This is a genomic window from Natrialba sp. PRR66, from assembly GCF_034808065.1.
Taxonomy (GTDB): domain Archaea; phylum Halobacteriota; class Halobacteria; order Halobacteriales; family Natrialbaceae; genus Natrialba; species Natrialba aegyptia.
Genome location: NZ_JAXHGN010000001.1, coordinates 799,684 through 825,502, shown reverse-complemented (window position 1 = coordinate 825,502; position 25,819 = coordinate 799,684). Strand labels below are relative to the sequence as shown.

Annotated in this window: 24 protein-coding genes; 21 read left to right on the top strand and 3 right to left on the bottom strand. The window is 63.9% G+C overall.

The genetic code is table 11. The features are described 5' to 3' along the window. Positions 1–34: 34 nt before the first annotated feature. From SM755_RS03875 to SM755_RS03820, 12 genes are all read left to right on the top strand, one after another. Complete coding sequence (locus tag SM755_RS03875) at positions 35–1,132, top strand: hypothetical protein (RefSeq protein ID WP_323171520.1); 1,098 nt, start codon at positions 35–37, stop codon at positions 1,130–1,132. Beyond that, positions 1,129–1,746: a hypothetical protein gene (locus SM755_RS03870; protein WP_323171519.1), complete on the top strand. Its 618-nt coding sequence runs from the start codon at positions 1,129–1,131 to the stop codon at positions 1,744–1,746. The genes SM755_RS03875 and SM755_RS03870 overlap by 4 nt, the downstream gene beginning before the upstream one ends. A gap of 107 nt (positions 1,747–1,853) precedes the next feature. Beyond that, on the top strand, positions 1,854–2,711 hold the full coding sequence (locus tag SM755_RS03865) for a hypothetical protein (RefSeq protein WP_323171518.1): 858 nt from the start codon (positions 1,854–1,856) through the stop codon (positions 2,709–2,711). A 148-nt stretch (positions 2,712–2,859) separates the two neighbouring features. Next, positions 2,860–3,690: a hypothetical protein gene (locus tag SM755_RS03860; RefSeq protein WP_323171517.1), complete on the top strand. Its 831-nt coding sequence runs from the start codon at positions 2,860–2,862 to the stop codon at positions 3,688–3,690. Positions 3,691–3,758: 68 nt separating this feature from the next. Further along, complete coding sequence (locus tag SM755_RS03855; RefSeq protein ID WP_323171516.1) at positions 3,759–4,208, top strand: universal stress protein; 450 nt, start codon at positions 3,759–3,761, stop codon at positions 4,206–4,208. Positions 4,209–4,277: 69 nt separating this feature from the next. Next, complete coding sequence (gene acs, locus SM755_RS03850) at positions 4,278–6,260, top strand: acetate--CoA ligase (protein WP_323171515.1); 1,983 nt, start codon at positions 4,278–4,280, stop codon at positions 6,258–6,260. A 123-nt stretch (positions 6,261–6,383) separates the two neighbouring features. Then, the gene (locus tag SM755_RS03845; RefSeq protein ID WP_323171514.1) at positions 6,384–8,636 is read left to right on the top strand and encodes a bacterio-opsin activator domain-containing protein; all 2,253 of its coding nucleotides are present in this window, start codon (positions 6,384–6,386) and stop codon (positions 8,634–8,636) included. A gap of 225 nt (positions 8,637–8,861) precedes the next feature. After that, the gene (acs, locus tag SM755_RS03840) at positions 8,862–10,838 is read left to right on the top strand and encodes an acetate--CoA ligase (protein WP_323171513.1); all 1,977 of its coding nucleotides are present in this window, start codon (positions 8,862–8,864) and stop codon (positions 10,836–10,838) included. Between the two features lie 67 nt (positions 10,839–10,905). Then, on the top strand, positions 10,906–11,358 hold the full coding sequence (locus SM755_RS03835; protein ID WP_323171512.1) for a DUF4212 domain-containing protein: 453 nt from the start codon (positions 10,906–10,908) through the stop codon (positions 11,356–11,358). Beyond that, complete coding sequence (locus SM755_RS03830; RefSeq protein WP_323171511.1) at positions 11,355–13,085, top strand: cation acetate symporter; 1,731 nt, start codon at positions 11,355–11,357, stop codon at positions 13,083–13,085. Before SM755_RS03835 ends, SM755_RS03830 begins: the two co-directional genes overlap by 4 nt. Before the next feature lie 2 nt (positions 13,086–13,087). Continuing rightward, positions 13,088–13,549: a universal stress protein gene (locus SM755_RS03825; protein WP_006109555.1), complete on the top strand. Its 462-nt coding sequence runs from the start codon at positions 13,088–13,090 to the stop codon at positions 13,547–13,549. An 83-nt stretch (positions 13,550–13,632) separates the two neighbouring features. Further along, positions 13,633–13,851 carry a hypothetical protein gene (locus SM755_RS03820; protein ID WP_006664088.1) on the top strand — a complete coding sequence of 73 codons (219 nt, stop codon included), beginning with the start codon at positions 13,633–13,635 and terminating at the stop codon, positions 13,849–13,851. Between the two features lie 37 nt (positions 13,852–13,888). On the opposite strand, the gene SM755_RS03815 is transcribed toward SM755_RS03820, so the two are convergent. Together SM755_RS03815 and SM755_RS03810 are read right to left on the bottom strand one after the other, a co-directional pair. Continuing rightward, entirely contained in the window at positions 13,889–14,116 is a 228-nt protein-coding gene (locus SM755_RS03815; protein WP_006109557.1) for a hypothetical protein, read from the bottom strand. Between the two features lie 48 nt (positions 14,117–14,164). Next, entirely contained in the window at positions 14,165–14,641 is a 477-nt protein-coding gene (locus tag SM755_RS03810; protein ID WP_323171510.1) for a cupin domain-containing protein, read from the bottom strand. Between the two features lie 108 nt (positions 14,642–14,749). Between SM755_RS03810 and SM755_RS03805 the strand changes: the two genes are divergently transcribed. From SM755_RS03805 to SM755_RS03785, 5 genes are all read left to right on the top strand, one after another. After that, the gene (locus tag SM755_RS03805; RefSeq protein WP_323171509.1) at positions 14,750–15,331 is read left to right on the top strand and encodes a tRNA (cytidine(56)-2'-O)-methyltransferase; all 582 of its coding nucleotides are present in this window, start codon (positions 14,750–14,752) and stop codon (positions 15,329–15,331) included. A gap of 78 nt (positions 15,332–15,409) precedes the next feature. Further along, positions 15,410–15,790 (top strand): amphi-Trp domain-containing protein, encoded by a 381-nt coding sequence (locus tag SM755_RS03800; RefSeq protein ID WP_323171508.1) that lies wholly within the window; start codon positions 15,410–15,412, stop codon positions 15,788–15,790. Between the two features lie 171 nt (positions 15,791–15,961). Next, complete coding sequence (gene tfe, locus SM755_RS03795) at positions 15,962–16,498, top strand: transcription factor E (RefSeq protein ID WP_006664092.1); 537 nt, start codon at positions 15,962–15,964, stop codon at positions 16,496–16,498. Between the two features lie 8 nt (positions 16,499–16,506). Beyond that, complete coding sequence (locus SM755_RS03790; protein ID WP_323171507.1) at positions 16,507–17,211, top strand: DUF2110 family protein; 705 nt, start codon at positions 16,507–16,509, stop codon at positions 17,209–17,211. 1 nt (position 17,212) lies between these two features. Continuing rightward, positions 17,213–17,986: a DUF5803 family protein gene (locus tag SM755_RS03785; protein ID WP_006664094.1), complete on the top strand. Its 774-nt coding sequence runs from the start codon at positions 17,213–17,215 to the stop codon at positions 17,984–17,986. Between the two features lie 58 nt (positions 17,987–18,044). Here the strand turns inward: SM755_RS03785 and SM755_RS03780 are convergent, their stop codons facing one another. After that, complete coding sequence (locus tag SM755_RS03780; protein WP_323171506.1) at positions 18,045–18,536, bottom strand: chemotaxis protein CheW; 492 nt, start codon at positions 18,534–18,536, stop codon at positions 18,045–18,047. 180 nt (positions 18,537–18,716) lie between these two features. Here SM755_RS03780 and SM755_RS03775 point away from each other — a divergent pair, with 180 nt between their 5' ends. The 4 genes from SM755_RS03775 (at position 18,717) to SM755_RS03760 (ending at position 25,791) form a co-directional block, all read left to right on the top strand. Then, on the top strand, positions 18,717–19,589 hold the full coding sequence (locus SM755_RS03775) for a chemotaxis protein CheW (RefSeq protein WP_323171505.1): 873 nt from the start codon (positions 18,717–18,719) through the stop codon (positions 19,587–19,589). Between the two features lie 103 nt (positions 19,590–19,692). Beyond that, the gene (cheY, locus tag SM755_RS03770; protein ID WP_004214542.1) at positions 19,693–20,055 is read left to right on the top strand and encodes a chemotaxis protein CheY; all 363 of its coding nucleotides are present in this window, start codon (positions 19,693–19,695) and stop codon (positions 20,053–20,055) included. Beyond that, positions 20,052–21,365: a chemotaxis-specific protein-glutamate methyltransferase CheB gene (gene cheB, locus SM755_RS03765; protein ID WP_323171504.1), complete on the top strand. Its 1,314-nt coding sequence runs from the start codon at positions 20,052–20,054 to the stop codon at positions 21,363–21,365. The genes cheY and cheB overlap by 4 nt, the downstream gene beginning before the upstream one ends. Beyond that, positions 21,358–25,791: an ATP-binding protein gene (locus SM755_RS03760; protein WP_323171503.1), complete on the top strand. Its 4,434-nt coding sequence runs from the start codon at positions 21,358–21,360 to the stop codon at positions 25,789–25,791. The genes cheB and SM755_RS03760 overlap by 8 nt, the downstream gene beginning before the upstream one ends. The last annotated feature ends 28 nt before the right edge of the window (positions 25,792–25,819 follow it).

Genomic DNA, 25,819 nt, shown 5'->3' with positions numbered 1-25,819 from the left:
CCACAGCACTGTTTCTCGTGTATTGTTCCAGATAATGATAGATGGGACAGACAGCGGTGACGCCAGTAAACAGGTCGGCCCCAGCGGTGAGGCGCGCGTGCGAGGGAGAGTTGGAGATGGAGGCGAAAACGGAAACGGAAACGGAGATGGGATCGAGACGACGAATACCGGACGACGGCTCGTCACCGATGGCGGCGAGGAGAGCAGCGAGACCGACGAGGGAGAGGACGAGAACAGCACCGCCGACGAGAGCGAGGCGGACGACGAGGATCAGGAGCAACTGAACGAGGCCGAAGACGGGGACGAGGAGGCCGGTGAGGAATCCGAGGCCGGCGGTGACGGTTCGGAGAGCGATGAGAGCGACGAAAGCGAAGGTGACGGAGCAGACGAGGACCCGACCAGCGCCCACGTCGAGGACGCCGAAGACGTCTACGAGGGTGACGAGGCGAACGGCGTCCTCCACCTGGATCTCGACGGCCTGTTTCTCGATTTGCTCGGACTCGAGGTCAACCTGAACCCGGTCACGCTCGACGTGTCGGCCCGGCCGGGCGAGAACAACTTACTCGGCAATCTGCTTTCGAGCGTGACCGGGCTGCTAGACGGTCCAGCGGCGCTGTTGGACAAGGTCACGTCGCTGGTCGAAAAGCCGGTGAACATGTTGCAGTCGGCGCTTGGAAAGCCGATAACCTGGCTGAAATCCGCTCCGGGTACCGCGCTCGACTGGCTCAAATCGCTCCCGGGGGCGCTGCTAGGAAAGGTGAAGTCGTTGCTCGGTTGGTCTCAAGGCGGCGAGCAGGAACCCGAGGGCGACGAAGCGGAAGCCGAAGCCGAGGGTGAAGACGAGGACGCCGAGGCCGAAGACGGTAACAATGACTCCGACGCGGAAGACGGCGAAAGCGACGATACCGAGTCGGATACCGGGCCCCTCGACCCGATCACGAGTTCACTGTCGTCGGCGGGAGACACGGCGAAGCAGAAGGCGGTCGGGTTGCTTCCCGGGCTGCCAGTCGAGGAACTCATCGCGACGGTCGTTCGCGAGGTCATCAAGCAGCTACTCGAACAGGCGGAGACGGCTAGTGAGGAATCGAGTGGACAGGAATCTGCGGACGCACAGCCGGAGGCCGAAGTATGAGTGCTGAGACGGATTCAGAGTCGGATTCGGACACAAACATGGACACGGACACAGACACGGACGCGAATTCGAACTCGAACTCGAACTCGGTAACCGAACGGATCGACTACGAGAAAATCGCCCAAAACATCGATCTTCGCGAACTACTCGAGGGAACGCAGTGGGAGGACGAGATCGACGACGACAAACCGTTGGGAGAGGCGCTTGGCGCGTTACTCGGGGCGATTATCGGACGCAAGCTCGGCGCGAGTCTCGGGCGGACGATCGGTGAACTCTCACTCGAGGAGATTCTGAGCCGAAGTGAAGACGAGGAAGCGGACGAAGCGGACGAAGACGAAGGCGGTTCGGAGACGGACGAGGCGGAAGAGGAAGCAGTCGAAGGCGAGTCCGACACTGCGGATGCTGAAGACACCGATGACGCCGAGGAGAGTGACGGAAATGCAGAGAGCGGAGACGACGAGGAAACCGATGACGAGGAGACTGATGGAGATAACGGCGATTCGGACAACGACGAAAACGGAGACGGGGACGGGGACACCGACACAACCGACTCGGACAAGACCAGTGACACCGAGAGTGACGGCGGCGAAGACACCGACACAGAGGATGACTAACCGCTCCCACCAGTCCCATCTCGATCCCTGCTCTCAGCCCCCGCAGCATCGACACAACCGCAACCGACACCGAAATCAGCCCCGCCCCACGAATCGAGGTGAGATCCGTGAGTGAGGACACCGGACTGCAGGAACTCGTCGCCGAGGAAGTCACCGACCAACTCGATGTTGCCGACCTCATCGACGGCGGCTCCATCGAGGACGGAATCGACGCCGGCGAAATCGGTGCCTCCGTCGGCCGCCAGTTCGGCGAGCGACTCGGACGAACCATCGGTGCCTCCGTCGGTGGCGAAATCCACGACACGCTTTCGAGTGCGTTCGAATCGGGGACGGATGCGGCCGACAGTGAAGGTGAAGCGGAAGACGGAGACGAAGACGAAGACGGAGATGGGAACGGAGACACAAAAACGCCAGCCGACAGCCTCACACTCAAACAACTCCTCGCTGAACTCGTCACGGCGATTCGGACCGGATTCGTGACGGCGCTCGACGATAGCAACGCGCGCGACTCGGTCGAGTCCATCGCCCAGAACGTCACCGAGGGAACCAGTCTCGAGGGCGTTTTCGAGACGAGTTCAGAAACGGAGACGCAGGAGGAGGGGGCGGACGATGAGGATGAGAGCGGTGCCGAGGCGGCTGGGACTGCTGATGCGGATGACCGAGATGCCGATACCGAACTCGAGCAGGCGTCGGAGGATCTAGAGAACCTTCGGCGGGAGACGTTGGTGGATTTCCTGGGCGTGATGTCGTACCAGGACCTCCAGTCCGTTGCCAAGGAAGTCGGCGTCAAGGCGAACCTCAGCCGCGAGGAGATGACGGACGAGATTATCGAGACGGTGGCTGCCGAGGAGGGCGACGGGGCGAATGGAGACGCGGATGAACGTGACTCTGGCGGTGGTGGGGAAGATGGTGGCGGTGGAGACGGTGGCGACGACACCGACGGGGAGAGTAGCGACTCCGAGTGAGTAATCGAGGCGGAAGAACGGCGGCGATGCCGGAGTCGCCGAGGTGCGTGCGTGGACGCCGGAACGAAATTCCACCTCGACCCGGAACTGGCCGGGAAACGTTCACGACGCTCGCACCCCAGTACCCCACACAGACCGGGTGAGAATCATGAGTGACGACGACCTCCCGACGCGGGTGACCGAGATACTCGAGACGGCCGATGCCCAGGCGGGGTCGCTGGTCGACGGCGACGATTCCCCGAGTGAGTCGACGGTGACGGCGGCTGCGGCCGATGCCGGCGACCTGCTCGCGTCGACCGACCCGCGGGAGCTACTCGAGGCGATCGGTCTGGGGACACTGCCGGACGGAACAGAGCCGGAGACGCTTCCGGAGGCGATCACGCGCGGCGATCCGGAACGCGTCGAGGATCTCGAGCGCCTGTTGCGCCTCGCACGGCTCGACGAGCGGTCGGACGAGGAGACGCTTTCCGAGACGGTCGGTGACCTGCAGGCGGCGATTCACGCGGACGGCGACACCGAAAGCGATGGTGACCGGAGCGACGACACATCCGAGAGCGACGCTGCAGCCGCTGCAGCCGGCGACGCGGAGGCGGATGACGACGCTGACACCGAGACCGACAGCGACGCACTCGAGTTCATCGAAGACGAACTCGGGTCGGCGGTGGGCGAGCGGCTGGCGTCGTTTAGCGAGGATATCGAGGGGTTACAGGAGCGACTCGCCGCGGCTGGCGTCGATGTCGGTGTGGGAGACGATGATAGGGAGGACGGGGGCGACGAGAGCGACGGCGACGGGACTGCTGATGACGATACCGATGACGACCTTCTCGATCCGGATCTCAGTACGGATCTCGGTTCCGATTCGGCCGGCGAACGGACCTCGCGCGGCGTCGCCCGCCACTCGACGGTCGCACCATCACCGTCCGACCGCGCGGACATGAAGACGCCGGCCCGGTTCTCGACGATGCCGAAACGGGACTGACCACCGGACGCGCTGTCGATACCGGATCCGGGTTCACCTCTTTCACCGAGGACCGCATACGGGCCGGTATGTACGACTCACTTCTCGTCGCGACGGACGGCAGCGACGCCGCAACGACGGCCACCCATCACGCCATCTCCCTTGCGACCGAACTGGATGCGACCGTGTACGGCCTCGCCGTGCTCGAATCGCGCACCGAGTACGACAACGCCATCGTCGACCCCGACGAACGCGAGCGCAAACGGCGCGCGGCGGCCGAATCCGCGCTCGCCGAACTCGCGGACGAAGCGACTGCAGCGGGCGTGCCGGTCGAGACGGAGATTCACTCGGGCGTGCCACACGAGGAGATTCTCGCGGTCGCAACGGAGCACGACGTGGGCGCGATTGTCGTGGGCGCTCGCGGGAGTTCGGAACTCAAGCGGGCGCTGCTCGGGAGTACCGTGGATGCCGTCGTTCGCTTTGCGGATCGCCCGGTGCTCGTCGTCGAGGACGATGCCGAACCGGTTCGGCCGAACTAGTCGCGTCGCCGTCTGCCTTTCCGGCGGAGGAACGTTTATTCCGTTGACCGACTTCGGTCCGAACGAGATATGGACGATCGGAACGGGTGGGGACGGAACCGTCCCGAGCCCACCGGGTCGCCACACGACCCGCCCACGTCGTTCGTCGAGCAAGCCACAGTGACGAACGCGGCCGGCGATGAGCCTATCAACGCCCAGTTCGAGGATGCCTGGCCCGCGTGCTGGGAACGGGCTGCCGACCTGCTTTCGTGGGACGAGGCGTACGACACTGTCCTTGATGACAGCGACGCGCCGTTCTACCAGTGGTTCACCGGCGGCGAGCTCAACGCCTCGTACAACTGCATCGACCGGCATCTCGAGGCCGGCCGGAAGAACCACGCCGCGATCCGCTGGGAGGGAAAGCGCGGCGAGCGCGAGACCTACACCTATCAGGACCTCTTCGTCGCGGTCAACGAGTTCGCCGCAGCGCTCCGAGAGCTGGGCGTCGAGGCCGACGACGTGGTGACGATCTACCTGCCGATGATTCCGGAGTTGCCGATCGCGATGCTCGCCTGCGCTCGGATCGGCGCACCCCACAGCGTCGTCTTCGCGGGGCTCTCGGCCGATGCGCTCGCGACGCGAATGGATGCGGCCGACAGCGAATACCTGGTCACCTGCGACGGCTACTACCGCCGCGGTGATGCGTTCAACCAGAAGAGCAAGGCGGACAACGCCCGACTCGCGGTCGAACAGGCTGTCGAGACGGTCGTCGTCGACCGCCTGGGAGAGGAGCTTCCACACGTCCTCGGCGACGACGAGTGGGACTATCACGATCTCTGTGCGGAGTTCGCTGGTGCGAGCGTCGAGCCGGTTTCGCGGGACGCCGAGGACATGCTGTTCCTGATGTACACGTCGGGGACGACGGGCGATCCGAAGGGCGTCGTCCATTCGACCGGCGGCTATCTCGCACAGATCGCCTGGACCGCTCGATCCGTCCTTGACATTCAGCCGGCGGACACCTACTGGTGTGCGGCCGATATCGGCTGGATCACGGGCCACTCCTACATCGTCTACGGGCCGCTCGCGCTCGGGACGACGACGGTGATGTACGAGGGAACGCCGGACTATCCCGACCGGGATCGGCTCTGGGAGATCATCGACCGGAACGCGGTCGACATCTTCTATACCGCTCCGACGGCGGTTCGCGCGTTCATGAAGTGGGGGACGGAGTACCCCGACCGTCACGATCTCTCGTCGCTACGGCTCCTCGGGAGCGTCGGCGAACCGATCAGTCCGCGGCCCTGGCGCTGGTACTACGAGCACATCGGCAACGAGGAGTGTCCGATCGTCGACACCTGGTGGCAGACCGAAACCGGGGCGATCATGGTCTCGACGCTGCCGGGTATCGACCCGATGAAACCCGGTGCTGCGGGACCGCCTCTACCCGGGATCGAGGTCGCAGTCGTCGACGAAGACGGCAACGAGGTCGATCCCGGGAAGGCGGGCTATCTCACGATTCCCCGTCCGTGGCCCGCCATGGCGCGGACGCTGTACGACGGCGACGACCGCTATCGAGCCGAGTACTGGGACCGGTTTTCCGACCCCGACGCCGACGACTGGTGTTACTTCAGCGGCGATACCGCTACCGTCGACGACGACGGCTATGTCACCGTCCTGGGGCGTGTCGACGACGTGATCAACGTCGCCAGCCAGCGCCTGAGCACGATGGAGATCGAGAGCGCGATCGCCGAGGTCGACGGCGTCGCCGAGACGGCCGTCGTCGGCCGGTCGAGCGATCGCCGCGGCACCGAAATATACGCGTACGTCTCCGCCGCAGGCGACCCCAGTGACGACCTCCGCGAGCGAATCCTCGAGAGCGTCGCGGATGCAATCGGTCCGATCGCGACCCCCGAAGCGGTCGTCTTTACGCCCGAACTCCCGAAGACGCGTTCGGGCAAGATCATGCGCCGCCTCCTCGAGGACATCGCCAACGGCGAAGAACTCGGCGATACGAGCGCGCTTCGAAACCCGGAAATCGTCGGCGAAATCCAGAGCGAGCGAGATCGATCCTGAGTTTCGCGATTTCAAATACAGCGAAATAGGGCCGGTGCTGAAATCCTCCCCGTTTCTGATACCGACCGAATACGGCGATCACAGCCGATACAATTATATTCTTCTCAGCTGAAAGCGCGAAACATGACTGCGGAGGCAGCCGACACGGCCCCGCTCTCGCCCCGCCAGTACGAGTTCATTCTCGACGCCGCAGAAACTTACCGGGAGGGACTCGTCGTGCGCTGCTGTGGCGAGGTCGGGCTCCGCCCGGCCGAACTCGCCGCGCTCACGGTCGGTGACATCGAGCAGGTGCGGATCGATCCGCCGCGATACGTGGTTCGCGTCCCCGCCGTCGGTGATCGGGAGGGGACCGGCCACACTGCGTACCTCCCGACGCGGGTCGAGCAGGAGGCGCGTCGGTACGCCCGGAGCAACGGGCTGGGGGCCGACGACCGGATTTTCGACGTGACGGCCCGGCGGTTGCAGATGCTCGTCGCCGAGGTGGCAACGCGGGCGAGCGAACGGTTCGATCAGCCGGCCCTCGCCGACGTTTCCTCGAGCGATCTGCGCCGATACTTCGCGCGCCGAGCGCTCGTCGACCGCGACATCAATCCGCGCGCCGTCAAAGCCGCCGGCGGCTGGCGGAGCTTCGAGGCGCTCGAATCCTACTTCCCGACGCCGACCGATTCCGAACTCGTCGAGGCGTTCGACGCCGTCGAACGGCCGTCGGCACCGCGACCCGGAGCGTCGAACGCCCGCTCCGGGCGGCCGATGAGCGACGATAGCGTCGTTCGTCTACTGTTGGCCGCGAGCGACCGCTACGCCCTCGTCCGACTCGACGAGGAGGGGTACGTCGAACGGTGGAATCGGAGTGCCGCCGCCCTGTTCGGCTATCGGGCCGGCGAGATCGTCGGCACGCACGTCTCCGCCTTCTACACCGACGAGGCGGTTGAAGACGACGTCCCAGAGCGGACGCTCGCGACTGCACTGGAAGAGTCCGGCATCGAACAGGAAGGGTGGCGCGTTCACCGGGACGGCTCCCGCGTTCGTGCGACCGAAGTCGTTTCACCGCTGCGCGACGAGCGGGGTCGACACGACGGCTACGCCGTCTTCGTCCGGGACATTTCGACCCACCACGACGAACTCGAAGCGGTTCGATCGGAGCGTGCCGCCCTCGAGCGCCAGGCGGCGGTTGCTCGTCGGTATCGGGCGGTGACGCGAGGACTGCTCGATGCGAGCGACCACGAAGCAGTCGAAGCGGCGGCCTGTCGCGCGCTCGCGGACGGTCAGCCCTACGAGTTCAGTTGGATCGATCGGACGACGGCGACGGCCGAGAGCGACGAGTGGCGAACGACGAGCGGCGTCGATGCGGCGGTGATCGATCGCCTCGTGCCGGCGGAGTGGGGAATAGACACCGGAGACGGAGACGGAGCCGTGACTGACGGCGAGGCGGCGACGGAGTCAGGGGGATGGGGGGCCGATTCCGACACGCCGATCGCGACGACGGTCGTCGATCAATCCGTCGAGGAGTTCGCCGGCACTGAACTCGCCGGCGTCCCGCTGACCTACGGCGATACGACCTACGGCACGCTCGGCGTCGGGACGACCCGCGAGGACGCGTTTACGGAGAGCGAGCGACGGTGGCTCGCGACGATCGGCCGGCAGACCGGCTACGCGATCACCGCCGTTCGGCGGCGGAACCTGCTGCTCTCGGATCGCGTCGTCGAGGTCGACATCCGCTGCCAGGATGCGAGTTCGTTCTTCGTGGAGGCCTCCCGCCGGTGTGGCTGCCGGTTCGAACTCGATTCGCTGGTGCCGATCTCGGAGTCGACGCAACTCTACTATCTTCGGCTCGCGGACGCGCCGCCCGCCGACGTGTTCGACCTGGCGGCGGCCGATCCGGGGATCGAGGACTGTCGCCTCCTGGAGACCGAACCGGACGGCTGGCGCATCGAAGTCGTCGTCGAGGGGTCCTCGCCGACGCGGACGCTGACCGAGTACGGCGTGACCGTTCGCGAGGCGGTTACCGACGACGGAACGACGACGATCACGGCCGAGTGTGCGGCCGAAGCCGACCTGCGGACGATTCTCGAGGGGCTACAGTCGGTGTTTCCGGAGTCGTCGCTGATCGGCAAGCGAGAGGCCGAGCGAGCCGTTCAGACGGCCCGCGAGTTCAGGGAGGGACTCGAGGATCGATTAACTGACAAACAGGTTGCAGCGTTGCGAGCCGCGTACTTCGGGGGGTACTACGATTGGCCCCGGGAGAGCACGGCCGAGGAGGTGGCGGACGCGATGGGGATCTCCTCGCCGACGCTGCACAATCACCTGCGAAAGGGCCAACACGAACTGTTGCAGACGTTCTTCGACGATCCGTCGGAAACGGAACGGCACGAGTGACCGCAGCGATCGACTAGGCTTCTAGGGTGGACCGGCTATCGGCCGGACAGCGGGGCTCAGACGGCGATCATTCGTTCGGTCCGTCGACGAATCTGCTGTGTGATCTCGCCGATTGTGGTCAGTTCGCGGGGCAACTGTGGCGATCCGTCCGCAAAACCGATCGCGTTGGTTTGTACACCTAGAGGCTGGCTTTACTATGGCAGTCCCGCATTGATAGTCTGTATCATGTCAAAGGAGGATGCCACGCTCGAGGCGCGGCTCGCGGAGCAGGAGGCGTTCGAACCGCCCGAGTCGTTCGTCGAGCAGGCTAACGTTACGGATCCGGGGATCTACGACGAGTTCGAGGAGAACTGGCCCGAGTGTTGGGAGCGGGCCGCCGATCTCCTCTCGTGGGACGAGTCGTACGATACCGTCCTCGACGACGGAAACGAACCGTTCTACGAGTGGTTCACCGGCGGCGAGCTCAACGCCTCGTACAACTGCCTCGACCGCCACATCGAGGACGGCGCGGCCGATCGAGAGGCGATCAAGTGGGAAGGTGAACTCGGGGAGACCCGCAGCTACACCTACGGCGAGTTGCTCGAGGAGGTAGAGACGTTCGCCGCGACGCTTCGCGGTCTCGGCGTCGAGGAAGACGACGTCGTCACGCTCTACCTGCCGATGATTCCGGAGTTGCCGATCGCGATGCTCGCTTGCGCCCGGCTCGGGGCACCCCACAGCGTCGTCTTCGCCGGCTTCTCCGCGGACGCGCTCGCGACGCGGATGAACTCGGCCGACAGCGAATACCTGGTCACCTGCGACGGCTACTACCGCCGCGGCGACGCGCTCGATCACCTTTCGAAGACCAACGAGGGCCTCGAGGGCGTCGACCACGAGGTCTCCGACGTCGTCGTGGTCGACCGACTGGGCGACGACCTCGACCACTCGCTCGCCGACAACCAGCGCGACTACGACGAACTCGTCGCCGAGTACGACGGCGAGTCGGTCGAGCCGGTTTCGCGGGACGCCGAGGACATGCTGTTCCTGATGTACACGTCGGGGACGACGGGCCAGCCGAAGGGAGTGAAACACACGACCGGCGGCTACCTCGCCTACACGGCCTGGACCAGCCACGCCGTCCTCGACTTAGAACCCGAGGACACCTACTGGTGTTCGGCCGACATCGGCTGGATCACGGGTCACTCCTACATCGTCTACGGGCCGCTCGCGCTTGGGACGACATCGGTGATGTACGAGGGGACGCCGGACTATCCCGACAAGGACCGCCTCTGGGAGATCGTCGAACGCGAGGGCGTCGACGTCTTCTACACCGCGCCGACCGCGATTCGGGCGTTCATGAAGTGGGGCAGCGACTACCCCGAGGAACACGATCTCTCGTCGCTGCGCCTGCTCGGCACCGTCGGCGAACCGATCAACCCGCGCGCCTGGAAGTGGTACTACAAACACATCGGCGGCGAGGAGTGCCCGATCGTCGATACCTGGTGGCAGACCGAAACCGGCGGGATGATGATCACGACACTGCCGGGCGTCAACACCATGAAACCCGGCTCCGCAGGGCCGCCGCTGCCGGGCGTCGATGCCCGCGTCGTCGACACACAAGGCGAGGAGGTCGACGCCGGCGAGGCCGGCTACGTTACCGTCAACAAACCGTGGCCCGGCATGCTCCGGACGCTGTACAACAACGACGAGCGGTTCCTCTCGGAGTACTGGCAGGAGTACTCCAACGAGGACGCCGACGAATGGGTCTACTTCCCCGAGGACGGTGCCAAGATCGACGACGACGGCTACATCACGATCCTCGGCCGCGTCGACGACGTGATCAACGTCTCCGGCCACCGCCTCGGCACGATGGAGATCGAATCCGCCGTCGTCGGCGTCGACGGCATCGCCGAAGCCGCCGTCGTCGGCGGCGACCACGAGGTCAAAGGCGAAGCCGTCTACGTCTACGCCATTCCCGAGGACGACTACGAGGGCGACGCTGAACTCGAAGAGCGCGCCCGAGAGGCCGTCCTCGACTCCATCGGCCCCATCGCGAAACCCGAAGACGTGATCTTCACGCCCGAACTCCCGAAGACGCGTTCGGGCAAGATCATGCGCCGACTCTTGGAAGACATCGCGAGCGGAAACGAACTCGGAAACACGTCGACGCTTCGGAACCCCGAGGTCGTCGACGACATCGCAGCACAGGTCGAAACGGACTGAATCAGTTCGTTTCCACCGATTCATTCGGACTGAAACAAGACATAGACGCGATACGATATACACACCCATGCCAGATAAAAACACTCATGATTCGGAAGACGGTGGCAAAGACGTTGCGACTGACGGGGGGATGACCGACGTCGAGCGCGAACAGCAAATCGACTACATGGACGTCGAAATCAACCTGTTGAAGCCGGCGACCCCATTCATGCGGGACCACCTCCGCATCATATGGATCGGCTTCACGATTTGGGTCTTGACGACATTTGCCCCGATTACGGCGACGCGTCTCGCCCCCGAGATAATGACGACGCAGATACCGGTAATCGGATTCCCGTTGCACTACCTCCTGCTCGCGGTCGTCGGACCGGGGGCGGCACTCGTCCTCTCGGTCTGGTACGCGCGAAAGCGCGATCAGATCGACGAGAAGTACGGCATCTCACAGGACGTTGCCGAACCGGAGATGACCGAAACCGTTGCGGACGACGCGACCGCGGCTGATGGGGGGATCGGCGAATGAGCGGGAACGCCCCGTTGCTGGCGGATTTTGCGGTCGGTGCACTACAGACGATTCCGTTGCAGTCGGACGAAGCATTGCTCCCGGAAGGACTCGACATTTCGTTCAAACTGGTTCCGTCGATCATCGTCATCGGGATGATGCTGTTGTTCATCGTGGCCGGCTTCATGTTCAAGGCCGCGAACACGGACGACATGTGGGTCGCCGGCCGATCGATCGGGAATATCGAGAACGGAATGGCGATCGGAGCCAACTGGATGTCGGCCGCGACGTATCTCGGGGTGGCGGCTACCGTCGCCGTCTCGGGCGTTTACGGCCTGGCGTTCGTCGTCGGCTGGACGACCGGCTACTTCGTCCTGCTGATCTTCATGGCCGCCCAGATGCGGCGGTTCGGAAAGTACACCGCGCCGGACTTCGTCGGCGACCGGTTCAACTCCGATACCGCACGCGCTCTCGCGGCCATCACCACGTTCCTGATCGGGTTCGTCTACGCGCTCGGACAGGCCCGCGGGATGGGGCTCGTCGGAATGTACATTCTCGGCGACTGGTCGGCGATCACCGGCGGCGTGCTGACCGGCTACCAGACGATGATGGTGATCTTCATGGTCATCACCGTCGCGTACCTGTCGCTGTCGGGGATGCTCGGCGCGACCAAAAACATGGTTCTGCAGTACGTTATCCTCATCAGCGCGTTCCTGCTTGGACTGCTGGTTACCGGCTGGACCGCAGGATACTCCACGCTGTTACCGCAACTCGAGTACGGCATGATGATCGACAGTCTCGCCTCCGAGTTCTCCGAACCGTTCTCGGAGGGGAGCTACTACCTGTGGATCGCGACGTGTTTCAGCCTCGTCTTCGGGACGTGCGGACTCCCGCACGTGCTGGTCCGGTTCTACACGGTCGAGAACGAACGGGTCGCCCGCTGGTCGTGTACCTGGGGGCTGTTCTTCATCGCGCTGTTGTACCTGAGCGCACCCGCCTTCGCCGCGTTCGGAACCGCGCTGTACGGCGACCAGATCGGTGCCGTCTACGGCGATCCCGGAATGACCGGCGCGGCCGGTGACGTGCTCGTCGTGTTAGCAACGCAGCTCGCCGGACTTCCCGAGTGGTTCGTCGGCTTCGTCGCCGCCGGCGGCATCGCCGCGGCGGTCGCGACGACGGCCGGGCTGTTCATCGCCGCCTCGTCGGCGATCTCCCACGACATCTACGCGAACATCATCAACGAGGACGCGACCCAGCGCCAGCAGGTCCTCGTCGGTCGCCTGAGCATCATCCTGATCGGGGCGCTCACGATCATCTTCGCGCTCGACCCGTCGGCACCGATCGCCGCGCTGGTCTCGTTCGCGTTCTCGCTGGCCGCCATCGTGCTGTTCCCGATGTTCTTCCTCGGTCTCTGGTGGGAGAACACCAATCGGCCGGGCGCACTCGCCGGGATGATCTCCGGCCTGATCATCTGGCTCATCCCGATGTTCAACGAGGGCCACTTCGGCCCCGCCTGGAATATCGATGTGCTTACGACCTGGATGCCGGCTATCGGTTCGGCGCTCATCGGGACGCCGATCGTGTTCGCGATCACGATCGTCGTCTCGCTCGTGACCACCGAACCGCCGCTCGAGACCAAGCAGATGGTCCGGCAGTGTCACAGCCCCGACCCGATGCCGAGTGACAAGACCGCGGCGGACATCGTCGCCGAAAAGAACGGCAATGCTAACGCGCCCGCGGACGACTGATCATGTACGAGCGTATACTCGTTCCGACCGACGGGAGCACGGTCGCACAGGCGGCGGTTGAACAGGCGATCGATATCGCCACGCAGTACGACGCGGAGGTTCACTCGCTGTTCGTCGCCGACACCGACGCGATCGCCTACGGACTCGGCACCGAACAGGTCGACCGCATTCGACAGGGCGAGTTCAGGGAGATGACGGAGTTGCGCGAGGACGCCGAGGCGGCGACCGGCTACGTCACGGACGCGGCCGAGGCGGCCGGGCTGACTGCCTACGAGCGCCACGCCGGCGGCCAGCCACATCGAATGATCGCGGACTACGCCGAGGACAACGACATCGACCTGATCGTGATCGGCAGTCACGGTCGGTCGGGCGTCCGACGAGCATTGCTCGGTAGCGTTACCGAACGCGTGCTCCGCTCGACGCACGTTCCCGTGCTGGTCGTCGACCACGTCGAGGACGATTGAATCGGACACACGACAGCAGCCAATCGATCACACTATTTCGACATGATACACACAGCAGTCATCCAGTCGAGAGGAGTCCGCTCATGAGCGTCGCCGACCGGCTGCGCGAACACGTCACGGAGAACGGGACCGGAATGGTCTACGATCTGCTGTTCGCCGTCGTCTGGGTCGGGCTCGTGAGCTTCCTCTTCGAGTTCGTCTTCCTGGATGCGCCCACGTGGGCCTACTACATGTTCATGCTCTCGGGTGTCATCGCCTACTACGGGTTTTTCTTCTCGCTCGAGCAGGCCAAACAGCAGTGACGCGTGACGCGGGCCTGCCCAAGCGCGACGGCGCGTCTCAGTCGTCCGCTCGAGCCGCGAGCCCTCGTTGTCTCACCCGAAAACACAGCAGCGCAACGCCGGCGAAAATGATCGGCGTCGCCAGATCCGACGGCGACCCAGAGAGGGCCGGTTGGACGCTCATTCCGGCCATCACGGCGAACAGCAGCGCCAGCAGACCGGCAATCGGAACGACGAAACCGCCCGTGATCGACGACCACCGCTCGTCGTTCGGTTCGTTGGGCATACCGTCCACTAGTCACGTGCTAACTAATATCAATCGCTTCGGATCGCGTCAGGAGTCCCAGTACTCCGTTTCGTCGTCGATCCGGTAGTAGCCGTGAAACGGTCGCTCGGCCCGTCCGCCCGGCGGCGAGCCGACGAAGACGCCGAATTTGTTCATCTCGGGGTATACCGTCACGTCAGGCTCGTTCATCGTCGACAGTGCCAGATAGCGAAGCGGGTCGTCGCCGTCGTTGATGACGCGGTGGCCGCCCCGTTCGTCGGCCGGAAGCGTCACGTAATCGCCCGCGGTCAGCGATTGCTCGCCGTCAGTACAGCGGAGTTGCCCCTCTCCCGCCAGCACGTACAGCGCCTCCTCGTTCGCCGTGTGATAGTGGTAAGGCCACGAGCGCATTCCCGGCGGCAGTTCGTAGAGGCTACAGCCGAGTTCACTCGCGCCCACGGCGTTCGAGAGTTCTTTTCGACGGAATGCCGTGGCTCCGTGATCGTACTCGTCCCACTCGAGTGCGGCGTCGTTGATCTTGTCCATGCGCGTGTATTGCCATCGGATCTCAAAGTAGTTCACCGACGATCGCTGGCCGCACAGGGCTGATTCGAAAGCGAAACCCCCTAATCCGCGCCGAAACTCCATCCGAGCATGCACGACGACGCTTCGGACGGCCCGACGGTCGCCGTCCTCCGACTCGGTCACCGTCCCGGCCGGGACGAGCGGATGACGACCCACGTGGGATTGACCGCCCGCGCGCTCGGTGCCGACCGCGTCTGGTTCCCCGATAACGCCGGTCAGTCGAAAGACACCGTCGACGACATCACGGACCGCTTCGGCGGCCCTTTCACGGCCGAACTGACGGATTCTCCCCACTCCCTCATCCGCAACTGGGAGGGGCACGTCGTCCATCTCACCATGTACGGCCAGCGCGTCCAGGATGTCGAAGCCGACATCCGCGAGGTCCACCGGGACGACGGCGAGCCGCTACTCCTCGTCGTCGGCTCCGAAAAGGTCTCGTTCGACGTCTACGAGGCCGCCGACTGGAACGTCGGCGTCACCAACCAGCCCCACTCCGAAGTCGCCGGCCTGGCGGTCTTTCTCGACCGACTGTTCGAGGGCGCTGAACTCGAGCGCGAGTGGGCGGACGCCGATCGGACGGTCGTCCCGATGGAGACCGGCAAGCGGGTCGAATCGGTGTCAACAGACGACGATACCGACGCGTCACCGTAACTCCCGTCCCACGGTATCTCCGCGCGGCCTGCCCCTTCCCAGCCAACCTATTTGTATCCGTTCGGTGCCATATGACCCATGGCCGACACGACGACGTACGAAGACGAAACGTCACGAGAAGCGGCCGCCGACCGACTGCGAGCGATCGCCGCCGAACTCGAGAGCGGCCCCACCGCGGACATTCAGGTCGGCAATAAACTCCTGGCGCTCTCACCGGGAGAGCCCCTCGAGTACGCGATCGAAGTCGAGGAGCGATCGCCGATGCTCGGCGGAGAGCGCGAGGCGGTCACGGTCACCCTCGGCTGGGAGGAAGCCACTCGGGAAGAACAAGATGCCGATCGCAGCCAGGGCCAGGGTCACGATCACGGTCGAGATCAAGACGTGGGCCACGAACCCACACAGAACGACCGAAGCGGAGAATCCGAAACCCAGAGCGAGCAAGACGACAGCCTGCTCTGATACGGTCTGCTGTAACGATTTACCGGCGCAACCGCAGAACGGGCGCGGTTACGCCGGAAATGACTTACAGCAGTCCGTATGAACCGTCGACGCACTGGGATCGACACCGCCGCCGGATCGAGGCGGCGTCCCTCAAAAGACTTAATTGCCACATGGCGTTACGGATAGGTAATGGCTTTTGAGGACCTGCTCGAGGATCCAGTCATCCAGAAGTACTTGCACGAGCTGGTCGGTCCCAAGGGGATGCCCGTCGCGGCGGCACCACCGGACGGGGAAGTGACCGACGAGGAGCTCGCAGAGGATCTAGATCTCGAGTTGAACGACGTGCGGCGTGCGCTGTTTATCCTGTACGAGAACGATCTCGCCAGCTACCGCCGGCTGCGCGACGAGGACTCGGGCTGGCTAACCTACCTGTGGACCTTCGAGTACGACAACATCCCCGAAAACCTCGAATCGGAGATGTACCGACTCCACGAGGCCTTAGAACAGCGCCAGGAGTACGAACGCAACCACGAGTTCTATCTCTGTGAAATCTGCTCGATCCGGTTCGAGTTCGGCGAGGCCATGGACTTCGGCTTCGAGTGTCCCGAGTGTGGCTCGCCGCTCGAATCGATGGACAACGACCGGCTCGTGACGGCGATGGAAGACCGTCTCGCGGCGCTGGAGGACGAACTCAATATCGATGCCAACGTGGATGTGGACGCCTGATCGATAGAATGGTCGTACTCGCAACCAAACTGTACGTCGAGGGCGACGCCCGCGACCGGGCGCTCGACTCCCTGCGGTCGCTGGTCGGCAACGAAATCGGCGACCTCGAAGTCGAGTTCGAACTCGGGGTGCGCCACGACGACTTCCCCTCGGTCACAATCGAGGGCGACGACGCGACCGTCGCGCGAAACGTGCTCCGGGAGGAGTTCGGCGAGATCGTCCCCGATCTCGAGGCCGGCGAGACCTACGTCGGCACGCTCGAATCCTGGGACGAGGACGGACTCGTCCTCGACGCCGGCCAGCCGGTCCGGATTCCGGCGGCCGAACTCGGGCTGGGTCCCGGCTCGCCGACGCAGATCCGCGATCGGTACGGGCTGGTCCAACACATGCCGATGCGGTTCGTTTACGGTGGTAGCGGCGGTGATACCGGAGACGAGAACGAAGCCGAAACCCCCTCGCGGCTCGCAGACGAAGAACGCGACCGCCTCTACGAGTGGAGCCGCGGCGACGGTCGGCTCAACGTCAACAGCGCCACGCGGGCGGAGGTTCGGGCCACGCTCAACCGCGCGGGCCACGCCCACGACTACGTCACGATCGAACGGCTCGGACTCCTCGAACAGAGCGTTATCTGCACCGAGAACACGGACCCGCCCGGGTTACTCGCGAGTATCGGTGAGTACCTCCCGGCCGAACTGCGATGTGTCGTCCCCTAACATGAACCGCCGGCTCGTTCTCGCTTCGGTCGCAGTCGTCCTCCTCGTCGGCCTGGCCGGCTGTTCGGCCTTCGGTGGCGGCATCTCCGACGACGAACTCGACCGCAACCAGTCCTACGACGATCTCCGCGACTCCGATTCCGACGTGGCGATCGACATCGAAGGCGGTAACCTCATCAGCAACGGCGAGTTCCGCGCCGTCTACGATCTAAACGACACCGACGAACTCTCGTTGTACCGATCGTCGTTCTACCAGGAGGAACCGCTCGACATCCACAGCGTCCGCTACTGGTATCCGAACGGCACCGAAGTGACGGGATCCGAACTCGAGATCGACCAGGGCCAATCCAGTACCAACGTCCAGGTGCCGGACGGAAACGGAACGATTGCGCTGTCGGGGCAGGCTGGGAGTAACACGTTCCAGTTGCCCGCTTACGTTTCGGGATCCTACGAGGTCACCGTGCCGGAGGGCCACCGCACCTCGAATTTCCTCCTCGGAAACGCCAGACCGGGCGGCTACGATCGGGAAGTCGTCGACGACCGAGAGCGGCTCACCTGGGACGAACTCGACAGTACGATCTCGCTTCGCTACTACCAGACGGGATACATCCCGCTGTTCCTCGGACTCGTCGGCCTGGTCGTCGTGATCGGCTCGATCGGGATCGCCTACTACTACCGGCAGGTCAAGCAACTCCAGCAGGAACGCGAGGAGTTAGGGCTCGATGTCGAACTCGAAGACGACGACAACGACGGTCCGCCGCCAGGACTCCGGTAACGGTCACACGCGGCAGGACTAGGTTCGCTATTCGAGGCCATCGATCAACGATAGCGAGTTAGCCGTGAATCGCTTCCTCGTCGAGCAGGACAACCGCCGTTCCATCGTCATCTCCAGGCGCACTGAACTCGATCCGTCCGGTAACGAATCGGGTACTCGTTCGCGTCGGTTCGAGTTCAGTGCGGGAGACGGTTTTCGTAACGTCCACATCGTCGACGAGCCAGCCGTAGTGTCGCCCGTCGGCGTCGGTGTCGGTGAATACGAGGAGAAGCGGCTCCGAGAGTTCGGAGACGGGGCGGCGTGTCGATTCGAAGATGCGGTGGAGATCGACGACGCGAACTCGTTCACCGGAAACGGCGACGCTGCCGGCGTTCCACGGGTCGGCGGTTGCGTCGAGGCCGTCGGTATCCGCGATACTGAGGACGGAGGCGACGGCGTCGGCGCGGACGCAGTAGCGGGTGTCGCCGAGGTCGAAGGTGAGAACGCGAAGCCGGTCGGAATCGCTGGAGGACGCTGTGTCGACCGTGGGGTCGTCTGCAGCCGACGTCATAGTGATGTGTGACCTTCGAGGGCGGTGCCAAGTACTTTGTGCAGTTCGAACGGAACCGGCGACGGTGAGAGAGTCACAGCGGGTGTCGGGATGACGTGTCGATTACACGCCACTATCAACACGACTGACATCCACAGGAGTCAACGTTTTACCACTGGACTGGAATACACGAACAGGAACATGGCCCCGGATCTGCCCGAGAAACTGCTTGGAATCGATATCGACGATGCAGACGCCCGTTCACAGCAGTCGACGATCGATCAGGAGGACGAAGAAGACCGGGTTCGGGTCGTCGGGTTCGGGGTCGGCGGCTACCGGCTCGCCGTTCCCGTCGCCGACGTGCGGACGACGACCGACCGACCGAACGACCTGACAAGCGTCCCGCGTACCCCCGAGGCGATCGCGGGCATCACGGACCTTCGGGGCGAGATCACGGCCGTAATCGATCCCACCGTGCACTTCCCGCCGAAGACAGCGGACGCGCCGACCTCGAAAGCGGCCGGCGATGCTATCGAAGAGCAAAACGCGCCCCCGCGTTCATCGGCCGAAGCAGCCACGCCCGCCGCCGAGCGGGAACAGCTTCTCGTCTTCGACCGCGGCTCGGACGACCAGTCCGCTGCGATCCGCGTCGAGCAGGTCTACGGCGTCGATGCCGTCCCTGAAAGCAACGTCTTCGACTCGACCACCATCGACGACAGCGACCTCTCCGGTGACGCGCTCGAACACCCGCTCGTCAGCGAACTCGTCACGAACGAGCGAACGGAACGACGACGCGGCGACCGAGCGCGGGGTTCGGAAACGACGGCAGCCAACGCGGGCAGCGTCGGAACGAGCAATGCAGCAGTCATCGAATCGGCCGCCGAGTTCAGCGCCGAGGGTGACGAACCTAGTAGTGGTGCCGACGTCGACACTGCACTGGAACCACCGGCCAGCGCGGATCGCACCGAGGACGATCCGCGGACGGTCATCGAGGTGACGCCAGTCATCGACGTCGAGAAACTCCTGCTCGCCTCCGGCCCGATCGAGCCCTCGTCGGCTGAACTCGAGTCCTGACTCGAGAGCGGCGTCGGATTGCTATCGACACTTATCACGTCTGATAATCGGGAGACAGCATTTATGGTAGTTGTATCGCTACCGGACTGTGGTGTACTAGTGAATGTCGACAGGGGTGCTCATCGTAGACGACTCACATTTTATGCGGAATTTACTGCGACAGATCCTGGAACAGGATCACCGCATCATCGGGGAGGCGTCAAACGGTGCCGAAGCGGTCAAGCTGTACAAAGAACACGATCCCGACATCGTGATGATGGACATCGTGATGCCCAAGTGTAACGGGATCAAGGCGACGGCGGCGATCAAGAAGATCGATCCCGACGCTCGCGTCATCATGTGTACGAGTGTCGGGCAGCGAGAGAAGATGAAACTCGCCGTCAAGGCCGGCGCTGACGGCTACGTCACGAAACCGTTCGAGGAGCCAAGCGTCAGGAAGGCGCTGACAGACGTTATTGCGGCATGACGCGAGTACTCGTTGTCGACGACTCGAGATTCATGCGAACAGTCATCGGCAACGCGCTCACCAAGGCCGGCTACGAAGTCGAAACGGCGACGAACGGGGTCGAAGCGGTCGATATCGTCGTGTCGTTCGACCCGGCCGTCGTGACGATGGACGTCGAAATGCCCGAGATGGGCGGTATCGAGGCCGTAGAACGGATCATGGCCGATAATCCGACGCTGATTCTCATGCTCAGCGCCTACACCGGCGAGGGAACCGACGCGACGCTCGACGCCCTCGAACGCGGGGCGATCGACTTCCTGCACAAACCCGACGGCTCGGGATCACGAAACATCGGCCACCTCGCCGATGCTGTCGTCGCGAAGGTCGACGAACTCGCGGCCGCCGACGTGTCCTCGCTCGCACTCGCCCGTGCTGCGGCGAGTGCACACGCGACATCGACGCGCGTCGCCAGCTCCTCGTCCACGCACGTCGCCGACGCACCGTCCCGATCCGCGACGCCGGCGGGGACGACGGGAGCGGATGCGAGTACGAGTATCGGCTCGACAGCATCGTCAGTGAACTCGTCTCCGGCAGGCCCCGAAACGCCGTCAGCGCCGTCGACTGCAACGCCGGCGGCTGACCGCACTCGGACTGACACGGACGAGTTCAGCGAGACCGATGCGCCGGTTATCGTTATCGGTGCCTCGACCGGCGGCCCGAAGATCGTCGAACGACTGTTCGCTCGGTTGCCGCTCGCGCTCGAGGCGACGGTCGTCGTCGTCCAGCACATGCCGCCCGAGTTCACCGACCGGTTCGCGGCGCGACTCGACGCACACAGCGAGTACGCGGTTCGCGAGGCGACAGACGGTGCGCGGATCGGACCCGGCGAGGCGGTCGTTGCCGCGGGCGGCTCCCATCTGCGGGTAACGGATAGCGAGCGTGAGATCGATCCCGATACGACGGCGGGCCGAACGTGCACGCAGTCGCTTCGCGTTGCACTCGACGACGGCGAGCGTCGCCACGGACTGCGGCCGGCGATCGACGTGACGATGGAGACCGCTGCCGAGCAGGTCGCGGGACCGCTCTGTGGCGTCGTGCTAACGGGAATGGGAAGCGACGGAGCCGCCGGGATCGAAGCGATCCAGGGCGCTGGTGGCTACACCATCGCCCAGAACGAGGCGACGAGCCCGGTCTTTGGCATCCCCTGTCAGGCGATCGAAACGGGATGCGTCGACACGGTCGTCCCCGATACGGGAGTCGTGCCGACGATCCTGAATGCGTTTACGGCCGCTGACACCGGCAACGGCGACGAGGGTGAGAGCGATGACTGACTACTGGAGCGATTTCGTTCGCGAGAGCGAAGACCGGATTACCGAACTGAACAACGCGTTGCTGACCTTAGAGCGCAACCCGGACGACGAAGCAGCGATGGACAATATCTTCCGGATCGCGCACACGCTCAAGGGCAACTGCGGTGCTGCAGGACTCGAATCCGCGAGCAACCTCGCACACGCAATCGAGGACGTTCTCGACGCCGTTCGTCGGAACCGGCTGACGGTCTCGCCGGAACTGATGGACGCCGTCTTCGACGCTGTCGACGAACTCGAACGGATGGTCGAGGAGGTCGCCCTCGAGGGAGAGATCGAAACCGATCCCTCGGCGACGATCGACTCCCTCCGGGCGCAACTCGAGCCGGCCGCGGAAACGGACGGTCTTTCCTCGCCCTCGACGGCCGAAATAGAGCGCGTTCTCTCGCAGTTCGAGCGCCCGGAAGACGACAACCACAACGCCTACCTCGCACGAATCGAGGTGGCTGATGATGGCGGAAAAGACGACCACGAGGAGATTGATAACGGCATTCTGGTCGTCGAAGCGCTGATCGACGCGTTCGATCTGATCGGGACCGATCCCGATCGACCGACCATCGCGGACGGCGCTTACGGTACGACTTTCGACGCCGTCTTCGGCAGTGCGGTCGACAAGGGTGCGATCGCCTCTGGACTCGATCCCGTCGGCGAAGTCGCGGACTTCGAACTCGTCGACGTAACGACGCAGTTCGACGATCTCATCGCCGACAGAGAGGAGACAGCCGACACACCGACCGCCGAACCCGGCAGCCAACTCAGCGCCGACGAGGCACAGGAACTCGAAGTCGACGACCTCCTCGACGAGTTCACCGAGTTCGACGACTTAGACGAGAAAGTCGAGGAGGTCGACGACAGCGATCTCGACGTTTTCGACGATATGGGCGACGCGGGCGCGTTCGACGATTTGCTTGCAGACGCCGACGCGGATGTCGACGATCTCGACCTCGGGAGTCCGGCACCGTCGGAGCCATCTGCAACGGCAGATGCGGGCCTAAATACGGGCACAGACCCGGAATCAGCCGGCGGGAGCACAGAAACCGACGCCTCCGATGCCTCCGACGGCTCGACTACGGCGACTGAAACGGAACAGGCCTCTGCGACGGCAGCCCCCGACGAAAGCGACGAAAGCGACGATGTCGACGACGCAGAAGCCGTCTTCGCGGAACTCAAAGACGAGGTCGACACCGTCGGCTTCGACGAACTCCAGGCGGAACTCGCCGAACTCGAGTTCGACGAGTTCGACCAGGAAGACGAGGTCAGCATGGACGAACTCCTCGGTGATGCGGCCGACGCGGACGAGCCGTTCCTCGCCGGTGACTCTTTAGACACGGACGAAGTCGAGTCCGTGTCCGATGCTGAACTCGATGATCTGGTAATTGCTGACGACGCGTCGGTACCTGCGGACGATGACGACGATGAGACGCTGGCGTCCGATGCTGCTGTCGGTGCGGAGTCCGCTGGTGCAGACGAGACGGCCGATGCGCAGGAACTCGAGACTGATGCTGGTGGGGTGGCCGAGTCCGCATCTGCAGCTGGAGCCGCATCCGCATCCGCATCCGAGTCTGCGTCCGAACGTGATACCGAATCCGACCTCGGGGCCGACGCTGCGGACGGACCGGTCGAATCCGCTACGTCGGCCGAATCGATCGAGTCAACCGAATCTCCCGAGGTGGCGGCCGAGTCGGTTGACGACGATCAATTCGAGTTCGATTCAGAAACGTCTGCAGAGACGGCCGGTACGGACGATACCGCACCCGAAACAGCGTCCGCGTTCGAGTTCGAGTCGGATGCCGAGTCTCCGGCGGCCACGACGCGGAAGCCAGCGACGGAATCGGAGACGGCGGCTGAGACGGACACCGATCCGCTCAGTGGTTCGTCGACCGACGGTAGTGAGACTGCGGCGTGGTTCGACGAGACAGACAAGGCGGACGGGATGGACGAACCGAACGAGACAATCGGGCCAGATGAGACGGCGTCACCCGCCACTGACGACACCAGTGTCGACGCTGACACTGCGTCCGCGGTCGATACCGAAACAGCAGAGAGTACCACGCGATCGGATGCTGGTATCGAGCCGAACGCTGAGGGTGATACTGGGGAGTTCAGTGAAGCCACTCATGGCGGCGAACTCGAGTCCGACTCGACGCCGACGGATGACTCGACCGACGAGACTGTGGCAAGCGAGGAGGGTGAGCGGATCGAGTCGGAGGCTGAGACAGCGGCGACCGAGACAGCGGATACAACCGAGACAGACGATACAGCCGAGACAACCGCTACAACTGGTTTCGACGACGAAAACGGCGATGCCACGGCCGTGGACGAGTCGGAATCCGCCGCCGAGGCGTCCGGGTTCGATTCGCCGTCGGGATCGACGGCTCCCGAGTTCAAACCTGCCGACGCTGACTTCGACACCACCGACATCGAGAGCGGCAGTGATGAGGAGGCCGGTGGAGACAGCGCGTTCAACGAAGTCGAGACGGCCTTCGATCCAGCAGTCACCGACGACGACGTTGCGTTCGACGACACCGATCGAGCGGACGCCGCTGATTCCGAGGCGTTCACGAGCGGCCTCGATTCAGAAGTCGGCGAATCGTCGACTTCGGAAACAGAAACGCCAGCCGAATCAGCACTCGGGAGTGACTCCGCAACGGACGACCTGGACGGATTCGGTACCTTCGACGACGACGCATTCGCGGACTTCGACGAGTCACTCGAGAGCGAGCCACAAACGTTCGGATCCGACTTCGATTCAGCCGCCGATGTCGGGACCGATTCCGGCTTCGAGACGACCCCCGAATCGAGTACAGACAGTTCGGGCGGTGGCGCTGCATCCAGCGGAGAATCCTCCGCGACGGCTTCGCCACGCATCGATGAACCGGACCTCGAGATCCCCGAGATCTCCGTTCCCGAAACGGTCGAGCGGCCGGATACGGACCAGGAGACTGACGAAATCCAGTCCGTCCGGGTCGACGTCGAGCAGATCGACGAACTGCTCACGCTCGTCGAGGGGCTGGTGACGAGTCGCGTCAGACTCCGCCACGAGGTCGAATCCGGCCAGTTCGGCCAATCCGTCGCCGACGCCGGTGCGATCACCGACGAACTCGACGACCTCGAGGACCTGACGACGGATCTTCAGGAGACGGTGATGGACGTTCGACTCGTTCCGCTACGGACGGTCGCGAACCGACTGCCGCGCGTTGTGCGCGACATCGCCCGCGATCAGGGCAAGACCGTCGCCTTCGAGATGAGCGGCGAGGACGTCGAACTCGACCGGAGCATTCTCGACCAGCTACGGGACCCGTTAATCCATCTCGTCCGAAACGCGGTGGATCACGGGATCGAATCCCCAGAAGAACGAGACGCCGCTGACAAGCCGGAAGAGGGGACTGTCGAGGTTTCGGCATCTCGCTTGCGGGACCGAGTCGTGATCGCGGTGTCGGACGACGGCAGTGGTCTCGATCCCGAACGGCTTCGCTCCGAAGCGGTCGAAGAAGGGATCCTCTCTGCGGATGACGCCGCTGCACTGGACGAGGAGTCGGTTGCAGATCTCGTCTTCCATCCTGGCTTCTCGACGACCGAGGAGGTCACGGATGTCAGTGGTCGCGGTGTCGGCATGGACGTCGTCAAGCGGACGATCGAGGATCTCGATGGATCAGTTTCGATCGAGACCGAACCGGATGAGGGAACGACCGTGACGATGTCGGTTCCCGTGTCGATCGCAATCGACGACGTGCTATTCGTCGAAAGCGGCGGCGAAGAGTTCGGTATTCCGACGAAGGCGGTTTCGGATATCGTTCCGGTCGAACTGGTCGAGGAAGTCGATGGTGAGGCGGTCTTGGTGGATAGTGCTGGAAGTAGTGAGACGGACCGTGGTGTCGGGGTCGGGGTCGGGGCCGGGGCCAGGGCTGTAGAGACCGAAGGAGACGATGTTGGTACCGATGACGGTGATGACGATGATGATTCGACAGCTACCGACAATGACGATACCGACGAGCGTACGCAGGAACGGGGAACACCGGTGATTCGACTCGACGAAGAGCTCGGTGTGACCGACGAGCCAGCAGCCAGCTCGGAGACGGATACCAGTGCCAGCACCGAGACGAGTGCAGGCAGCGCGCCTGACACAGCTACGACCGGAGCACGGTCCGGGCTGGCTGGGACGGGCAGCCGAGACAACAGGCCGGGACCGCGAAGTCCGGCACGCGGGATGGTCGTTCGGATCCGCGAGGATGTGCGACCGATCGCGCTTCGCTGTGACGCCGTTTACGGCCAGCAAGAAGTCGTTGTCAAGCCGTTCGAAGGGTTCATGGCAAATCTGCCGGGACTCAGCGGCGCAACGGTTCGTGGCCGCGGGAAGATTGTCAATATCCTAGACGTGACGACACTATGAACGGAACCGTATCGAAATCGAGACACGG